At 40.7% G+C, this 15,685-nt stretch carries 15 protein-coding genes and 1 pseudogene; 7 read left to right on the top strand and 9 right to left on the bottom strand.

Annotated features, from left to right (window positions below; translation table 11 throughout):
- Positions 1-230: 230 nt before the first annotated feature.
- The 4 genes from LDO73_RS05370 to LDO73_RS05355 all read right to left on the bottom strand — a co-directional run bounded on the left by LDO73_RS05370 (position 231) and on the right by LDO73_RS05355 (position 2,389).
- Positions 231-410 carry a hypothetical protein gene (locus LDO73_RS05370; RefSeq protein ID WP_224060521.1) on the bottom strand — a complete coding sequence of 60 codons (180 nt, stop codon included), beginning with the start codon at positions 408-410 and terminating at the stop codon, positions 231-233.
- 10 nt (positions 411-420) lie between these two features.
- A complete protein-coding gene (locus LDO73_RS05365; protein ID WP_224060520.1) occupies positions 421-1,113 on the bottom strand; it encodes a hypothetical protein in 693 nt (230 codons plus the stop codon).
- A gap of 26 nt (positions 1,114-1,139) precedes the next feature.
- The gene (locus LDO73_RS05360; protein ID WP_224060519.1) at positions 1,140-1,607 is read right to left on the bottom strand and encodes a hypothetical protein; all 468 of its coding nucleotides are present in this window, start codon (positions 1,605-1,607) and stop codon (positions 1,140-1,142) included.
- 143 nt (positions 1,608-1,750) lie between these two features.
- Positions 1,751-2,389 carry a hypothetical protein gene (locus LDO73_RS05355; protein WP_224060518.1) on the bottom strand — a complete coding sequence of 213 codons (639 nt, stop codon included), beginning with the start codon at positions 2,387-2,389 and terminating at the stop codon, positions 1,751-1,753.
- A gap of 429 nt (positions 2,390-2,818) precedes the next feature.
- Here LDO73_RS05355 and LDO73_RS05350 point away from each other — a divergent pair, with 429 nt between their 5' ends.
- From LDO73_RS05350 to sanA, 4 genes and pseudogenes are all read left to right on the top strand, one after another.
- A complete protein-coding gene (locus LDO73_RS05350) occupies positions 2,819-4,516 on the top strand; it encodes an NAD-dependent malic enzyme (protein WP_224060517.1) in 1,698 nt (565 codons plus the stop codon).
- A 168-nt stretch (positions 4,517-4,684) separates the two neighbouring features.
- Positions 4,685-5,575, top strand: a pseudogene (locus LDO73_RS05345) (rhomboid family intramembrane serine protease); the annotation flags it as partial.
- A gap of 24 nt (positions 5,576-5,599) precedes the next feature.
- Positions 5,600-6,718 carry a YncE family protein gene (locus LDO73_RS18185; protein WP_423810886.1) on the top strand — a complete coding sequence of 373 codons (1,119 nt, stop codon included), beginning with the start codon at positions 5,600-5,602 and terminating at the stop codon, positions 6,716-6,718.
- Positions 6,719-6,906: 188 nt separating this feature from the next.
- Complete coding sequence (sanA, locus tag LDO73_RS05335; RefSeq protein WP_224060516.1) at positions 6,907-7,611, top strand: outer membrane permeability protein SanA; 705 nt, start codon at positions 6,907-6,909, stop codon at positions 7,609-7,611.
- On the opposite strand, the gene yeiB is transcribed toward sanA, so the two are convergent.
- On the bottom strand, positions 7,608-8,789 hold the full coding sequence (gene yeiB, locus LDO73_RS05330; protein ID WP_224060515.1) for a DUF418 domain-containing protein YeiB: 1,182 nt from the start codon (positions 8,787-8,789) through the stop codon (positions 7,608-7,610). The genes sanA and yeiB overlap by 4 nt on opposite strands.
- A gap of 3 nt (positions 8,790-8,792) precedes the next feature.
- Positions 8,793-9,452 carry a GTP cyclohydrolase I FolE gene (folE, locus tag LDO73_RS05325; RefSeq protein WP_036949713.1) on the bottom strand — a complete coding sequence of 220 codons (660 nt, stop codon included), beginning with the start codon at positions 9,450-9,452 and terminating at the stop codon, positions 8,793-8,795.
- A 426-nt stretch (positions 9,453-9,878) separates the two neighbouring features.
- Between folE and moeA the strand changes: the two genes are divergently transcribed.
- The 3 genes from moeA to LDO73_RS05310 all read left to right on the top strand — a co-directional run bounded on the left by moeA (position 9,879) and on the right by LDO73_RS05310 (position 12,396).
- The gene (moeA, locus tag LDO73_RS05320) at positions 9,879-11,120 is read left to right on the top strand and encodes a molybdopterin molybdotransferase MoeA (protein WP_224060514.1); all 1,242 of its coding nucleotides are present in this window, start codon (positions 9,879-9,881) and stop codon (positions 11,118-11,120) included.
- A gap of 4 nt (positions 11,121-11,124) precedes the next feature.
- Complete coding sequence (gene moeB, locus LDO73_RS05315; RefSeq protein ID WP_224060513.1) at positions 11,125-11,871, top strand: molybdopterin-synthase adenylyltransferase MoeB; 747 nt, start codon at positions 11,125-11,127, stop codon at positions 11,869-11,871.
- Between the two features lie 189 nt (positions 11,872-12,060).
- On the top strand, positions 12,061-12,396 hold the full coding sequence (locus LDO73_RS05310) for a zinc ribbon domain-containing protein YjdM (RefSeq protein WP_006662278.1): 336 nt from the start codon (positions 12,061-12,063) through the stop codon (positions 12,394-12,396).
- A gap of 90 nt (positions 12,397-12,486) precedes the next feature.
- Here the strand turns inward: LDO73_RS05310 and LDO73_RS05305 are convergent, their stop codons facing one another.
- The 3 genes from LDO73_RS05305 to LDO73_RS05295 form a co-directional block, all read right to left on the bottom strand.
- On the bottom strand, positions 12,487-14,061 hold the full coding sequence (locus tag LDO73_RS05305) for an ABC-F family ATPase (RefSeq protein WP_423810885.1): 1,575 nt from the start codon (positions 14,059-14,061) through the stop codon (positions 12,487-12,489).
- Between the two features lie 279 nt (positions 14,062-14,340).
- Positions 14,341-14,799 carry a GNAT family N-acetyltransferase gene (locus tag LDO73_RS05300; RefSeq protein ID WP_224060511.1) on the bottom strand — a complete coding sequence of 153 codons (459 nt, stop codon included), beginning with the start codon at positions 14,797-14,799 and terminating at the stop codon, positions 14,341-14,343.
- A 17-nt stretch (positions 14,800-14,816) separates the two neighbouring features.
- Positions 14,817-15,392, bottom strand: coding sequence for a TIGR00730 family Rossman fold protein (locus LDO73_RS05295; RefSeq protein ID WP_224060510.1), 576 nt, complete (start codon positions 15,390-15,392; stop codon positions 14,817-14,819).
- Positions 15,393-15,685 lie beyond the last annotated feature (293 nt).

Here is a 15,685-nt window from a genome sequence, read left to right as displayed (position 1 = left end):
AGACGGCGGTTATTGTGAGTTTATCAACTTCAATAACCGCCGTTTTTTATTAAAACGTTATTGAGTGTTAATAAAATTAAAATGAGAATCTGGATGATGAGCTGCTATAGCCACCACTGTAGTTAAATTCAGGCATACTTGGTGCTTGCGGCACGCTAAAATCCCTATCAAAAGAGCTTGATGAGTGATTTATGGAGGACATGGGTCTCTTAAGTTATCAACGGTTCGACCTATCTAAAAGAATCACCTTTGACAACACTATTTGCTAGTAATGCATATCGGTCACCTTTACTAGCAAAGTACTCATACATTAATTCAGGTCTTTTAGTTAAAATTAAAATTTTTAAAGCTTTGGATGTATCAGTCCACGTTAATGTTACACTTCCTTGTCTATTGACTTCATTATTCATATGCAAACCCCTATCGTTTTATATGCTTGTAAATAAAGTGAATAACATCACTCTTTATTTCATTCCAAATAACTAAATCTTCAATTTTTATAATGACTTCAACTTTAATTCCTAGTTTTGGAATCAGGAAAGATCCATCACATTGACTATATCTGCCATCTAAAGGTATCCATAAACAATCAAAAAAATCACTTATCTCATCATTACTTACTCGCCAATAATAACCATACTTGTCATTTTCAGGATCAATATACTTATTCATCTCCTTTATCTTTACTTCATTGAGATATAGATTTAGCTTTTCATCATATGAAACATCCCCTTTAATCTTTTCCTCTCCTCTTTCAATATAAATATATCGTTTATACTCAAGATAACCTTTAGGATCACCATCGAGTGGTTCTATAGAAAATCTAAATTTTTTATTTTTTCCATTTTCACTTTTATTAAAAGGCTTCATTTCAGGCCAACTCATTACTAATGGCAAAACTCGAAAATTTGCATCGCAACCTTTTTTATTTTCTAAGAATCTTGGATCGAAATAACTATAACCTTCATATTCCGCGAAGGAGTAGACATAGTTGCTAGGCACTTCAATGACTGTATCGTTAAACCGACCACACACAAAACCGGGGCGATTATCTGCTATTGATAGAGTTGAAATTAATAATATAAATATAGAAAAAATAAATTTCATTGGCATATTACGTCTCCAAATTTTTCAAAAACTTATTTTTTATAACGAAAACTATCTTCAACCATCGTCATGGTTTTCTCAATTTCAATAACTAGGGGGATTTTCCTCATTCTCTTTAACCAGCGTTGGCTTTTTTTACGTTTTTCAATTGAAGAGCTTTCTGCCTCAGTCCTCATTTTAAACCATAAATCAACAAATATTTTCTCCTCGGATTCCCTTTCGGAATTAGAGTTCATTTCCCTCCAAAATTTGTTTCGTTCGTTTTCATCAAAAACATCATAAATATCAGCAAAAAACCATGCATCGTAGGGTAACTTCGCTGCTTTAAATCCATTTTCATTGATAATTTTAGCCTCGTTAAAATTAATTCTTTCCGTTCTAACCTCTACACCTTTATTTAATTTAAACCAAGACTTTAAGTAGTTCACATATGCCAATGCAGATTCATAATGGACTTTATCCATTTTTTCTTTTGACAATGGTTGGTTATACTCATCCATAGTCACTCTTATATATTCAAGGATAATTATGTTAAAAATAGATACACTATCTTTCTTAGGCTCCGAACCTATAGATTGAAAGGAGAAAAATAACAAAATAAAACATAACAATAATTTTTTATTTTGACACCATATTACCCCCACTAGTCTCTCTCCATAATGTTAGCAAGAACAGCGTTAGTCCATATCTCACTAATTGTGTTTTCGATACTATTCATCACTGGCATTTTTCTCACTATAGATAACCAAGCTATACTTTCCTTTTGTTTCTCGGATGATGAAATTGTCGCTTCTCTAATCATTGAATACCATATTTTCATTAATACTGCTGTTTCTTCATTTCTCCCGCCTTTATTTATTGCATATAAATATCCTTTCCATATTACTTCACTATCTTTCTCATCCAACGAATTAAAAATATGATTAAAAAACCATGCATCATGAGGTATGTTAGACCTATCCAGTACATCATAGTAAAGTTTACTTGCTTCTTTATAACCAATTCCTTCATCAAAACACTTCTTATTTAAACTAATAAAATCATAAACAATCTTTCCATAAGTCTGCTTATTGTAATCATGATTTTTCATTACACTTGAACTTTTTTTAAATTCAGCAAGATACATAAATTGTAATGCAATAAGAAACCTAGAAGGCTCTTTATTTTGATATTCGCCATAGGTATTACCATGTTCAATAACATAGTTTTTATTTTTATCATTTGAACCATGACAAGCACATAGAAAGATCATGGAAATAATTAATATGAAATTCCTTATCATAAAAATCGCAGCCTTATAATTTTATAAAAAGAAAATTAAAACTAAATGAATTAAAAAAATGCGGCAATATATGATATATAAAAATATATTTAGCAGGATCAACATCTACTGACTTACCACACCATAAGCACTGATTTTCCACTGAACAGTTAAATTAATTTAACCTATAACAAAATCACATACTGTGTTGAAAAAATTGATATCCTGATAAAAGCATCGGAGAACTTAAATAAGCGTGATCCACTCGTTGTAATGACAAAACAAATCCAGCCTAAAATTCCCTTCTGTAGATAATTTCCTTATCATATAAACCATAATATTCAGTAAAAAATTTAACTGTTTTGTAGCATTATTTACTGTACATATTTTTTGTTTAGCTTAGGATCTAACCTGACTGTTGCTTACTAATCGTCCGAAGAGTGATATTTCATGGAACATGAACACGAAACAAAACGTCCCCTATACATTCCTTACGCTGGTCCAATCTTACTCGAATTTCCTTTACTGAATAAAGGAAGCGCCTTTACAGAAGAAGAACGCGCTAATTTTAACCTGTATGGCTTACTGCCTGAACAAGTTGAAACTATTGAAGAACAAGTTGAACGTGCTTATCGCCAATTAATTGATTTTAAAACAGATATTGATAAGCATATCTACCTGCGTAATATTCAAGACACCAACGAAACCCTATTTTATCGCCTGATTGATGCACACTTAACCGAAGTGATGCCGCTCATTTACACCCCGACTGTGGGTGAAGCTTGCGAACATTTCTCTGATATCTATCGCCGTGCGCGTGGTTTGTTTATCTCTTATCCAAACCGTGAATACATCGATGACATGCTGCAAAACGCAACTAAGCAAAACGTAAAAGTCATCGTTGTGACAGATGGCGAACGTATTCTTGGTTTAGGTGACCAAGGTATCGGTGGTATGGGTATTCCAATCGGTAAATTATCCCTGTATACCGCCTGTGGTGGTATTAGCCCTGCGTATACCTTACCAGTTGTTATTGATGTGGGTACTAATAACCCACAACGCCTGAATGACCCACTGTACATGGGATGGCGTCATCCGCGTATTACTGGCGAAGAATATGATGAGTTCCTTGAAGAATTTATCCAAGCCGTAAAACGCCGTTGGCCAAATGTGCTGCTGCAATTTGAAGACTTTGCACAGAAAAATGCGATGCCATTATTGAACCGCTATCGCGATGAACTTTGCTGCTTTAACGATGATATCCAAGGCACCGCTTCCGTTACTCTAGGTAGTTTAATTGCCGCTAGCCATGCTGCGGGTAGCAAACTGAGCGACCAACGAGTGACATTCTTAGGTGCAGGTTCCGCGGGCTGTGGTATTGCAGAGCAAATTATTGCCCAGATGAAATCAGAAGGTTTGAGTGATGAAGAAGCGCGTGCTCGCATCTATATGGTTGACCGTTTCGGGTTACTGACAGACAAACTGCCAAACTTACTGGATTTCCAAAGCAAATTAACGCAAAACAGCGCTAACTTACAAGATTGGGATGTCAACAGTGACGCTATTTCACTGTTAGATGTTGTACGCAATGCGAAGCCAACAGTGCTTATTGGTGTTTCTGGTCAAGCAGGCCTATTCACCGAAGAGATCATCAAAGAGATGCACAAGCACTGCCCTCGTCCAATCGTGATGCCATTATCTAACCCGACATCTCGTGTTGAAGCGCGCCCAGAAGATATTATCAACTGGACTGAAGGTCAGGCATTAGTGGCAACAGGTAGCCCATTCCCACCAGTGGCTTATAAAGATAAAGTCTTTGCTATTGCACAATGCAACAACTCTTATATCTTCCCTGGTATTGGTTTAGGCGTGATTGCATCCGGTGCAAAACGTGTGACTGATGGCATGTTGATGGCGGCAAGCCGTGCATTAGCTAGCTGCTCACCACTGGCACAAAAGGGTGAAGGTCCACTGTTACCACTGCTATCTGAGATCCAAGATGTTTCCCGTGTGATAGCAAAACAAGTGGCTAAAGAAGCACAAGTTCAAGGTGTGGCTACCATGACATCAGATAGCGCATTAGATGAAGCGATTGAGCACAATTTCTGGAAACCAGAATATCGTATCTACAAACGCACCTCATTCTAACCAATTGTTTTCGTTAAACTAAAGAGCACTTCGGTGCTCTTTTTTTATTTTCTCTGTTTTCTGTATTTCAACATTGTCTGAAAGTATCCAGTTTCTATAACTTGCGATTGAGATAGCCGCCAGAGTTATTTAAGATGCAAACATAACCTGTTTACATAGGACTCGCTCATGTCAGAGCCAACCATACCTGAATCAACACCGTCTGAATCTGCGCCGAAAAAAAACACTCGAAAATTTTCCCTATGGGCGATAGCACTCACGCTGTTTATTGCGATTCTTAATATTGGTGTCTATTTTTATCAGCTTAACTTTGCAGCCCCACTCGAATCTCAGGAATACAATTTATTGCTCTTCGGAGCCAGCGTCTATCAACTCTCTCTCACCGGTGATTGGTGGCGTTATCCTATTAGCATGGTGCTACATTCTGGGTGGATACATTTAGGGTTAAATACCCTTGCCTTGCTCGTTATTGGTATTGAATGTGAACGCGCTTTTGGTAAATTCCGTTACCTTGCAATCTACCTATTTGCTGGGATTGTAGGGTCGTTTGTCAGTGCAGCTTGGCAATATCAAGAAGCCTTAAACAGTGCAATGCGCCGCTTTGACATGATGTCATGGAGCAGCCTGCTGCAGAATGATAATACCGTCTATATCACCGTCAGTCTGGGCGCTTCTGGGGCGATTATGGGTCTCGCCGCCGCCTCGGTAATTGAGCTCTTAAAGCAGCTCAATAATCCTGACCTCACTAAAGACGCTCGCGATACCCTTAAACGTCCGCTCTATAATATTATTGCCATGATTGCATTAACCTTAATTAATGGGATGCAATCGGGGGTTGATAATGCTGCTCATATTGGTGGCGCGCTTGCTGGTGCCGTAATCGGCTTTGCTTTCGTTCTCATTCCTGCCAAAAAATATGTGTTAGATTTACTCATCGTGTTAATCATGGGGGGAGTTTTAGCTTTCGTCATCCACCAGCAATCATTCTCGACCGATGAAGATCTTGTTGCTGAGCGTGAGTTTATCTACCAAGAACTGGACAAAGAGCTTAATTCAGCCAAAGCAGAGCAAGCTAAGCGAGTGATGGAAAAAGCTGCCGAAGAGGAGCTAGCTTCACTCCCTGCCGCGCAGTCTGAAGAGCAAGTTGCCGGTATTCAAGTTCAAGCCCCTGAATTAATTGAACCCAGCTTTATTCTCAGTGATGATGCCCACCAGCGAATCTTTATCACGGATGAAGAAGCAAACCTAGTTAGCGCTTACTCTTCTGCTAATGGTAATTGGAAGCTGCTGTTTACTATCGAGCTTCCATTACCTAAAAATGAAACGGGTTGTAGCTCTAATCGCTGCCGTGGGATGGGAGCCTATGGCGCAGCGCTCAGTCACGATGGAAAAAAACTGTATGTTGCTTCGCTTCAACCAAACAGTGTGAGTGTGATTGATATCGACACGCAAAAAGTAGAGGCCAACATTGAAACCAGCTTTTTCCCACGCCAAATTTATGTGATGAAAAATAGCCCGCGTGCATTTGTCACAAGCGGCGTAGAAAACAGTATCACGGTGATTAACCTTTCAAATAATACCGTCGAGAAAAAGCTTACCTTCCCTGATAGCCAAGAGTATCAAGGTGCTTTTGGTGTTCAAATGCCAGCTGCACTTTCCCCCGATGAAAAACATCTAGCGCTGTATGATAATGTCACCCAAGCCGCCTATTTGTTAGATACTCAAACACTCACGTTTAGTAAAAAACCTTGGTTTACGGTAAAGAATTATTATGACTCTGTTAGAGAGTTTTATTTCACACCAGATAGCCAATCCATATGGATGGTGACAGATACTCGCTTTGTTTTCGCTCATGTCAATGCACCAACCTCACCTATCACGGAATATCATTGGTGTGGAAATAATAGCGATATACAGTATGGTCGATATGGCATCAATACAGCATTAACCCAAGCCTACTATTTGCCACAATACCCTAGTGAAGCTCAGGTTCCGCTAGTCAGCACCAGTCTCAAGACATTAAATATCCAAAATGTTCTACCGATCCCAACAAACGGTGAATATATTCAAGGGGTCGCTGAAACTGATAATGCTTGGGTGGTGACTTATCCAAAATCATTTTATGTGGTTGATAAACAAAAAACTGTTAATAGAAACACTATCAGCCCATTGATCTGTTTTGGTGGAACACCAAACGAATAAACAAACATGCGGCATCTTATTGTTTTTTCTATCTGATGCCGCCATCTTGCATAATGCCGTCAACCGAAACATTATGAGGTATATTGACACGATTTTACGTTGCGCGACTTGCGTCACGAAATTAAGTCAAGTAGCCTATTAATTATTATCACTAATTATTATAGGCATTAATTATTCAAGGCGAGGACATGAGGAAACGTCTGCTTTATGGTCTATTAATACTGGCAGGGATAGCTTTCGCCACTGTTATTTTACTCGACCGCTGGATCAGTTGGGATACCGAACCCTATATCTATGAAGATGTAGAGCAACTGCCTGCCCGCGATGTTGGGATGGTTCTCGGCACATCTAAATATTATGCCTCCGGTGCCACTAACCTCTATTACACATATCGAATTAAAGGCGCTGCAGATGCCTATCATAGCGGGAAAGTGAAGTATTTACTCCTGAGCGGCGACAACGGCGCGCACAATTACAATGAGCCTATCGCCATGCGCAAAGACCTCATCAAAGCAGGTGTTCCTGCCTCAAAAATTGTGCTCGACTTTGCTGGATTTAGAACCTTAGACTCCGTCGTTCGTACAAAAAAAGTGTTTGATACCGATAACTTCACCATTATCACCCAGCGTTTTCATTGTGAAAGAGCGCTATTTATTGCTAAGCACAAAGGGATTGATGCCCAATGTTTAGCAGTACCGACGCCAGAAGGCATGTTTAAAGTGCGGATACGTGAAGTGTTTGCCCGTTTAGGTGCGCTTGCTGATCTCTATATTCTCCAGCGTGAACCTAAATTTTTAGGGGAACAAGAATCCATTCCTGCTCCAATAAAAATGCCTGATGGCACAAAGGGCTACCCTGCAGTGACCCCCGATGAGCTAAATAAACTCAATTAATGCTCGGATGGTGAATGGCGATTTAAAAGATAGAACAGTTTGTCTGTCAATTGTCGCCAACACCATTCCACTGGTCCTTGCTTAAAGATGCGCAACCAGCCGTAAGAAAACAGTAAATTGGCGCACCAAATGGGTGGAATGAACGCTAACAACTCCACTCGGGTAAAGTGATAAAAATAGCCCAAATGGTAAAAGATAGTGGTACAAATCAATGTTTGAAGTAAGTAATTACTCAGAGCCATCCGCCCAACATTTTGCAATGCTTTCGCAAGCACACTTCTGCTAAATGTCCTCCAAAAACCATACACTAACGCAATGTAGCCCAAAGACTGAAACGGCACCGATAGCTCATTAATGATATAGCCAACAATCGAGGTATCAAAATAACGCCAACCGAAATAGCTTTGAACATAAAGAGCCACAGACTGGAGAGCCACGGGTGGGAGAATTAATCCAATGGCCATTTGGCGGTAATGTTGTTCAGTAAACTGCCCTTTTAGCCAACCATTTTTCAGTAACAGCGCTCCTAGGATCATCATTGCAACCAGTTGCCAACCATACTGGATCACCAGCAACTCAACCATCATAGCCACTTCACCGGCGCGATAAACAATTCCTGTCATTCCGCCAATCCGATGTTGCCAAGCATCAAGAAATGCTTGGTCTGCAGTGATCTGCCAAAAACTGGTATCCACCACACTACTGCCGATCGCCAATAGAATAACCAAACCAATCAAATAGATAGAAATAGCAATTTTCAATAATGTTGAAGCCGCATAATGTGGCAGCACTATTATCGCAATCAGCCCCGTCAAGGAATAGGCAAGCAGAATGTCGCCATCCCAAAAACCAATTCCATGAATCAATCCAATAATCGCTAGAATAATCAGTCGGCTACGTTGCCATAATAGTGTTCGGTAGCTTAATAAGCCTAATGTAGCACCAAAAAGTAAGGAAAATATTCCCAGAAACTTCCCTTGAAAGAAAAGATTAAAAAACACCCAAACCGCCGCATCAGAGGATGAGACTTCGGGGGTGTAATAGGGATTAAGATAGGCCGCTTGTGGCAATGCAAATCCAAAGATATTCAGCAATAAAATACCGAGGATGGCAATGCCACGTACTGTATCAAGTTGCCCGATACGGCTTTTAGGGGCAACTGAAACGGTGGAGGTCATAAATTAGAGATGGCGAACCGCACGTAAGAATTCTTGACGTGTATTTTGGCTAGATTTGAACAGCCCACCTAATGACGTGGTGGTGGTCGCGCTGGTCGCATCACGTATACCACGGGCTTTCACACAGTAGTGAACTGCATCAATAGAAACCGCGACATTCATGGTGCCTAACAGAGTTTGCAGAGCCACTAAAATTTGTTGCGTTAAACGCTCTTGAACTTGTGGACGCTGTGAGAAAAACTGCACAATGCGGTTGATCTTTGATAATCCAATCACTTTGTCTTTAGGGATATAAGCCACAATCGCCTTACCGTCGATAGTCACAAAGTGGTGCTCACAAGTACTGGTCAGAGTAATGTCACGCACAGTGACCATTTCATCAACATTCATTTTATTTTCAATTAATGTGATTTTTGGGAAGTTCGCGTAATCAAGACCTGAAAAAATCTCATCCACATACATTTTTGCGATACGGCGCGGAGTATCTGCCAAGCTATCATCGGTTAAATCTAAATTCAGCAACTTCATAATTTCGGTCATATGCCCTTCAATCAGTTGCTTACGATCTTCACCGGATTTTGGCTGGATGCGTAACGGGGTTTCAAGCCCTCTTGCTTCCAAAGCAGCATGAACTAATTCGGCCTCTTTACTTAGAGATGACATAGGATCCTCCATAGATGGTATAACGCTATTTTTATAAAAATGCAGGTGTGCGCGGTACTCTAAAGCAGCAAGTACAGATAATCCAGTAATACATCCATCAACAGCATGAAATATTTGCAGGTTATCGCGCGGCTAGATCCAGAATACTCTTTGCAATTTAAATAACTATTTCATTATTTAAATGCAATTAATAACATGCTTTATTTTAGCTTTTTTGATGGATCTGTTTTAGCAAAAACCGTGTTATTCAATCGTGAGTTTATTAAAACAACGCAATGCGTACTCAAATACCACAGACTATCCACTCAAAAGCTATCAGTAATCAATTTCTATTCATTCACCCAATCCGCTATATCTGACATAATACCGCCAACAGTTTTATTTTAAGCCTCGAAGGCCAATAACAAGATTAAGGGGTAGCGATTTATGGACCAGTGTCATACTAACGGTTTGATTTCACTAGAGCTTGCATTAGAAAAATTACTTTCAAACACCACAACGGTCACTAGCACTGAAATCATTCCACTAACTGAGTCTGCCCAACGTATTATTGCCGAAGACCTCATTTCTCCCATTAATGTCCCGCCGTTTGATAACTCCGCGATGGATGGTTATGGTCTTCGCTTTGCTGATTGGGATGGAAAAACCCCGATGCCCGTCGCTGGAAAGTCCTTTGCCGGTAACCCAATGGTAGGGAAATTGCCCGCAGGTAGCTGCGTACGTATCATGACGGGAGCGCCGATTCCAGAAGGTGTTGATACCGTTGTCATGCAAGAAGCCACAGAACACACTGACCAAGGGATTATTTTTACGGAAAGCTTCAAGCAAGGAAACAATATCCGTAAAGCTGGCGAAGATATTACCCAAGGTAGCGCGGTATTCCCAGCAGGAACCTTATTATCCACCGCACAGCTTCCATTGATAGCGTCTCTTGGAATTGCGAATGTGACTGTCCAGCGCCGTTTAAAAGTTGCCGTGTTCTCAACCGGTGATGAGCTTCAAGCGGTAGGTGAACCTCTGGCTGAGGGGCAAATTTATGACACTAACCGTTTTGCCGTTCGCTTAATGTTAGAAAAACTCAATTGCGAAGTGATGGATTTAGGCGTGATCCCCGATTCACCCGAAAAACTCAAACAAACCTTTATTGAAGCTAACCAATGCGCTGATTTAGTCATCAGCAGTGGCGGAGTCTCTGTCGGCGAAGCTGATTACACCAAACAAATTCTGGATGAACTGGGTGAGATTGGCTTTTGGAAATTAGCTATTAAACCAGGTAAACCTTTCGCATTCGGCAAACTAAGTTCAGCGTGGTTCTGTGGCTTACCGGGTAACCCTGTATCAGCAGCACTGACTTTCTATCAATTAGTTCAGCCATTAATTGCTCGCCTCAGCGGCCATAGCCAATGGAAAGCCCCTGTCCGCTTCAAAGTGCCTACCATCACCCCTCTGAAAAAATCACCGGGACGCCTTGATTTCCAACGAGGAATTTTAAGCATCGATGAACAAGGTCAATTGCAAGTTGCAACCACAGGGCATCAAGGTTCGCATGTTTTCAGTTCCTTTAGCCAAGCAAACTGCTTTATTGTATTAGAGCGTGAGCGTGGAAAAGTGGCGGCAGGTGAAATGGTTGATGTGGAAATGTTCAATTACTTATTAAAAAGCGAGTGATCCTGTGCAAGAGCTGACAGACCAAGAAATGCTGCGTTATAACCGCCAAATTATCTTACGCGGCTTCGATTTTGACGGGCAGGAAAAGCTGAAGGCAGGTAAAGTCTTGGTCGTTGGGCTTGGTGGACTTGGTTGCGCTGCGACTCAATACCTCGCCGCAGCGGGTGTCGGGCATTTAACCCTCGTGGATTTTGATAAGGTATCCCTATCAAACTTACAGCGTCAAACCCTGCACCGCGACGCCACTATCGGTGAGCCTAAAGTGGATTCAGCCAAAACGCAGCTAGCTGCCATCAATCCTCATATCCAGATTGATACTGTTAACGCGCAATTGGATGATCCTGAGCTAGAGCAATTAGTTCAACAGCATCATGTAATCTTAGATTGCACAGACAATGTCGCCATCCGCGAGCAGCTCAATCGCCTTTGCTTTAAGCACAAAATCCCTTTCGTTTCGGGTGCCGCAATTCGTATGGAAGGGCAACTTTCCGTATTTACCTACGAAGCAGGAATGCCCTGCTATCACTGCTTAAGCCGACTGTTTGGAGAAAATAGCCTGACATGTGTAGAGGCTGGTGTGATGGCACCACTGGTGGGGACAATTGGCACATTAGAAGCAATGGAAACCATCAAATTGCTGGCTCAGTATGGCAAAATCAATGTCGGGAAAGTGCTGTTATTTGATGCGATGACCCTCGATTTTCGCCAATTTAAGCTAAATAAAGACCCTCATTGTGAGGTTTGCTCTTAAGATCATCCATGGCGAGCTGAGTCTCGCCCTTTTTCTATCTCGTCATTTTCTATCAAGATACAAAATTAGGAATATTCCTAAAAATTCATTTATCTTGTCTTTGGTCTTATACTATCCCCCTTTCGGGGAACCTCGTTATCCCTACTGATTTGAACTATGACTGTGTCAGTCATTACTGAGAATATAAATATGTCATTACCTCCTTGCCCAAAATGTCAGTCTGAATACACCTATACTGATAACGATATGTACATCTGCCCTGAATGTGCTCACGAATGGAATGATGCTGAGCCAGTTGCTGACATTGATGAACTCATCGTAAAAGATGCTAATGGCAACTTATTAGCGGATGGCGATACCGTTACCGTAATCAAAGATCTCAAAGTGAAAGGTAGTTCTTCAATGCTGAAAATCGGTACCCGTGTTAAAGGTATTCGTTTAGTGGAAGGCGACCACAATATCGATTGCAAAATCGATGGTTTCGGTCAAATGAAACTGAAATCTGAGTTTGTGAAGAAAAACTAATTTTGAGGCTGTTTTGCCATTTTAAACGGCTAAATAAAAATAGCCCCGCGGATATCACACCAGCGGGGCTATTTTTTGATTCAAACAAGATTAGATAACTACGCCTTGGCTTTTCAGGTATTCGTCATAAGTACCTTTAAAATCAATGACTTTATTTTCTTTAATCTCAAGAATACGGGTTGCTAGTGAACTCACAAACTCACGGTCATGAGAAACGAAGATCAATGTTCCTTGATACATTTCTAATGCTAAGTTCAACGATTCAATGGATTCCATATCTAAGTGGTTGGTCGGTTCATCCATAACCAAGATATTTGGCTGTTGCATCATCAGCTTACCAAATAACATACGACCTTGCTCACCACCCGATAAAACCGATACTTTTTTCTTAATATCGTCTTGAGAGAACAGTAAACGGCCTAAAATACTACGAACCGCTTGCTCGTCATCCCCTTCACTTTTCCACTGGCTCATCCAGTCAAAAACGTTCAGGTCAGTATCGAAGTCTTCTGCGTGATCTTGCGCATAGTAACCAATATTATGGTTTTCAGACCATTTAACGGTTCCACTTGTGGCAGGTTGCTCACCGACTAAGGTTTTTAAGAATGTTGTTTTACCGATACCATTAGCACCGATAACCGCCATCTTTTCACCCACTTCCAGTAACAGGTTCACATTTTTAAACAAAGGACCTTGGTCATAACCGTTGGTGACCGCTTCTAATTCTAAAGCGTTACGGAACAGTTTTTTCTCTTGTTCAAAACGAATGAATGGGTTTTGGCGACTAGAGGCTTTAACTTCATCCAATTGAATTTTATCAATTTGACGAGCACGAGAAGTCGCTTGTTTAGATTTTGATGCGTTAGCACTGAAGCGGCTAACGAACGATTGCAATTCAGCAATTTGCGCTTTTTTCTTGGCGTTATCAGATAACAGGCGCTCTCTCGCTTGCGTTGCTGCAATCATATACTCATCATAGTTGCCCGGGAATAAACGCAGCTCACCGTAATCTAAATCCGCCATGTGTGTACAAACGGTATTTAAGAAGTGTCTATCATGGGAAATGATGACCATGGTGCAGTTACGATCATTCAGCACTTGCTCTAACCAACGGATGGTATCGATATCCAAGTTGTTCGTCGGTTCATCAAGTAACAGAATATCTGGGTCTGCAAACAATGCCTGAGCCAATAGCACACGCAGTTTCCAACCCGGAGCCACTTCACTCATTGGGCCATAATGTTGCTCAACCGGAATACCGACGCCTAATAACAGCTCACCCGCACGCGCTTCCGCGCTATAGCCATCCATTTCACCGTAAGCCACTTCGAGATCCGCAACCCGATAACCATCTTCTTCACTCATTTCTGGCATCGCATAAATTCTGTCACGCTCCTGCTTTACATCCCAAAGCTCAGCATGTCCCATGATAACGGTATCGAGAACAGTAAATTCTTCGAATGCAAACTGGTCTTGGCGTAATTTACCCAGGCGTTCATTAGGATCAGTGGTGCTGACATTCCCTGCGCTTGGTGCTAAATCACCACCGAGGATTTTCATAAAGGTGGATTTACCCGCACCATTCGCGCCGATCAGACCATAACGGTTACCTGTACCGAATTTAACTGAGATGTTTTCAAACAGTGGCTTACTGCCAAACTGCATAGTGATATTGTTGGTTGTTAACACTGCGATGCCTTAAATTGATCTTTGTAGAGCCGCTCCGAGATTGGCGTAATTGCCCTTATCTCGCCGACTTGAAGTCTGATAAGAATAAATAGCCGCGCATTATGCCATAATCCAGCGTTTAGATCTTGTGCTGATTTTTGAGCCGCTTTTTCTGAAAAATATATGATTTGTTCATAATGACAATTGTCCCCATCATTGAATGGTGCCTTGGAGGCAATGCCATAAAAAGCACCCCAATAACGGGGAGCTTAAAATTTACAACGCGATCCCCATGGTACGGGATACTTCGACTAATCCTTCGCGCTCATAAAACTTAATAGCTTGATGGTTTTGCGCTAATACTGAAAGTTCTAAGTGGCTAAATTTCTGCAACTTAGCCCACTCTTTCATTCCATCTAAGAGCTGTTTACCCGCTTTTTCGCCTCGAAAATCGGGAGAGATGACCAAATCAAAAATATAACCGAAGTCCCTTGGCACAATGCAACTATAAGGATCTGCTGTTTGTTTTTGTGCAATACAAAAACCTTTTATTTCACCTTCATAATCAGCCACTAAAAGATGAAACTTATTATCCTCAATGGCATTTTCAACAAACTCACTCGATTGTTCCGCGGCTTGTAATCTTTCACGATCAAACTTAGCCATCTCGGCAAATAAAATTTGGTAGAGCGCAAGAATTGCTGATAAATCCTCTTTTTTTGCTTTTCTAATCATAAAGCTACCCGAATAAGTTAGTCGTAAGTTTTCACTGGTGGTGCAATATAGGTTTCAAACTGGTCTAATAAATTGGCTGGGGATGATTCCACAATCGCCATATGACGATATTTTTCATGTAAAAAACCTTCATCCGCCATTTTATTAGTCATATCAATCAACGGCTGCCAATAATTATTAATATTGAACAGTGCACAAGGCTTTGTATGTAAACCAATTTGGCTCCAAGTGAATACTTCACTGTATTCTTCTAAAGTGCCATAACCCCCCGGCATTGCGACAAAACCGTCGGCTAATTCAATCATTTTGCTTTTACGCTGATGCATGGTGTCAACTTTATACAGTTCGGTCAGATTTTTATGCGAAATTTCACGCTCTTCAAGCAGGGATGGGATCACACCAATCGCTTTACCGCCTAAAGATAATACCGTATCAGCCACCGTTCCCATCAACCCAACACTCGCACCACCGTAGACTAAAGCGATATCACGTTTTACCAACTCTTTTGCAAACTCAATGGCTTGTTTTTGATAAATTTCATTCGTACCCATGCTTGAACCACAATAAACCGCGACGCTTTTAATTTTTTTCATGTTCTATTTTCATTCCTATTATCATTCTTGTAAGCACAAAATTATACGGTACCCACAAAGAAGCTCAACTCACAATATTTTATTTTTAGTCGTTATCCAATATTAAATAATATGATGAATTCTTCGCTCTCAACAAAGCAATATAATCTGCATGAATTCTGTGAGATAATTCACGTCAATTTGCTGGCTTAGGGTAAATATCCCAACAAACCACCATTATTATTTAGATTTACCCATTTTATCTGTATATACAGTGTGGGTTTTATCGACGTTACCAACGTTTTTTTGAGGTT

This window comes from Providencia alcalifaciens (assembly GCF_915403165.1).
GTDB lineage: Bacteria > Pseudomonadota > Gammaproteobacteria > Enterobacterales > Enterobacteriaceae > Providencia > Providencia alcalifaciens_C.
Note: the sequence above shows the minus strand (reverse complement) of the source record. Positions and strands in the feature narration are given on the sequence as shown.

Excerpts from the sequence above, each read along its gene's own strand:
- LDO73_RS05370 (WP_224060521.1), bottom strand. The coding sequence starts at position 410 with ATGAATAATGAAGTCAATAGACAAGGAAGTGTAACATTAACGTGGACT.
- LDO73_RS05365 (WP_224060520.1), bottom strand. The coding sequence starts at position 1,113 with ATGCCAATGAAATTTATTTTTTCTATATTTATATTATTAATTTCAACT.
- LDO73_RS05360 (WP_224060519.1), bottom strand. The coding sequence starts at position 1,607 with ATGGATGAGTATAACCAACCATTGTCAAAAGAAAAAATGGATAAAGTC.
- LDO73_RS05355 (WP_224060518.1), bottom strand. The coding sequence starts at position 2,389 with ATGATAAGGAATTTCATATTAATTATTTCCATGATCTTTCTATGTGCT.
- LDO73_RS05350 (WP_224060517.1), top strand. The coding sequence starts at position 2,819 with ATGGAACATGAACACGAAACAAAACGTCCCCTATACATTCCTTACGCT.
- LDO73_RS18185 (WP_423810886.1), top strand. The coding sequence starts at position 5,600 with ATGGAAAAAGCTGCCGAAGAGGAGCTAGCTTCACTCCCTGCCGCGCAG.
- sanA (WP_224060516.1), top strand. The coding sequence starts at position 6,907 with ATGAGGAAACGTCTGCTTTATGGTCTATTAATACTGGCAGGGATAGCT.
- yeiB (WP_224060515.1), bottom strand. The coding sequence starts at position 8,789 with ATGACCTCCACCGTTTCAGTTGCCCCTAAAAGCCGTATCGGGCAACTT.
- folE (WP_036949713.1), bottom strand. The coding sequence starts at position 9,452 with ATGTCATCTCTAAGTAAAGAGGCCGAATTAGTTCATGCTGCTTTGGAA.
- moeA (WP_224060514.1), top strand. The coding sequence starts at position 9,879 with ATGGACCAGTGTCATACTAACGGTTTGATTTCACTAGAGCTTGCATTA.
- LDO73_RS05310 (WP_006662278.1), top strand. The coding sequence starts at position 12,061 with ATGTCATTACCTCCTTGCCCAAAATGTCAGTCTGAATACACCTATACT.
- LDO73_RS05305 (WP_423810885.1), bottom strand. The coding sequence starts at position 14,061 with ATGCAGTTTGGCAGTAAGCCACTGTTTGAAAACATCTCAGTTAAATTC.
- LDO73_RS05300 (WP_224060511.1), bottom strand. The coding sequence starts at position 14,799 with ATGATTAGAAAAGCAAAAAAAGAGGATTTATCAGCAATTCTTGCGCTC.
- LDO73_RS05295 (WP_224060510.1), bottom strand. The coding sequence starts at position 15,392 with ATGAAAAAAATTAAAAGCGTCGCGGTTTATTGTGGTTCAAGCATGGGT.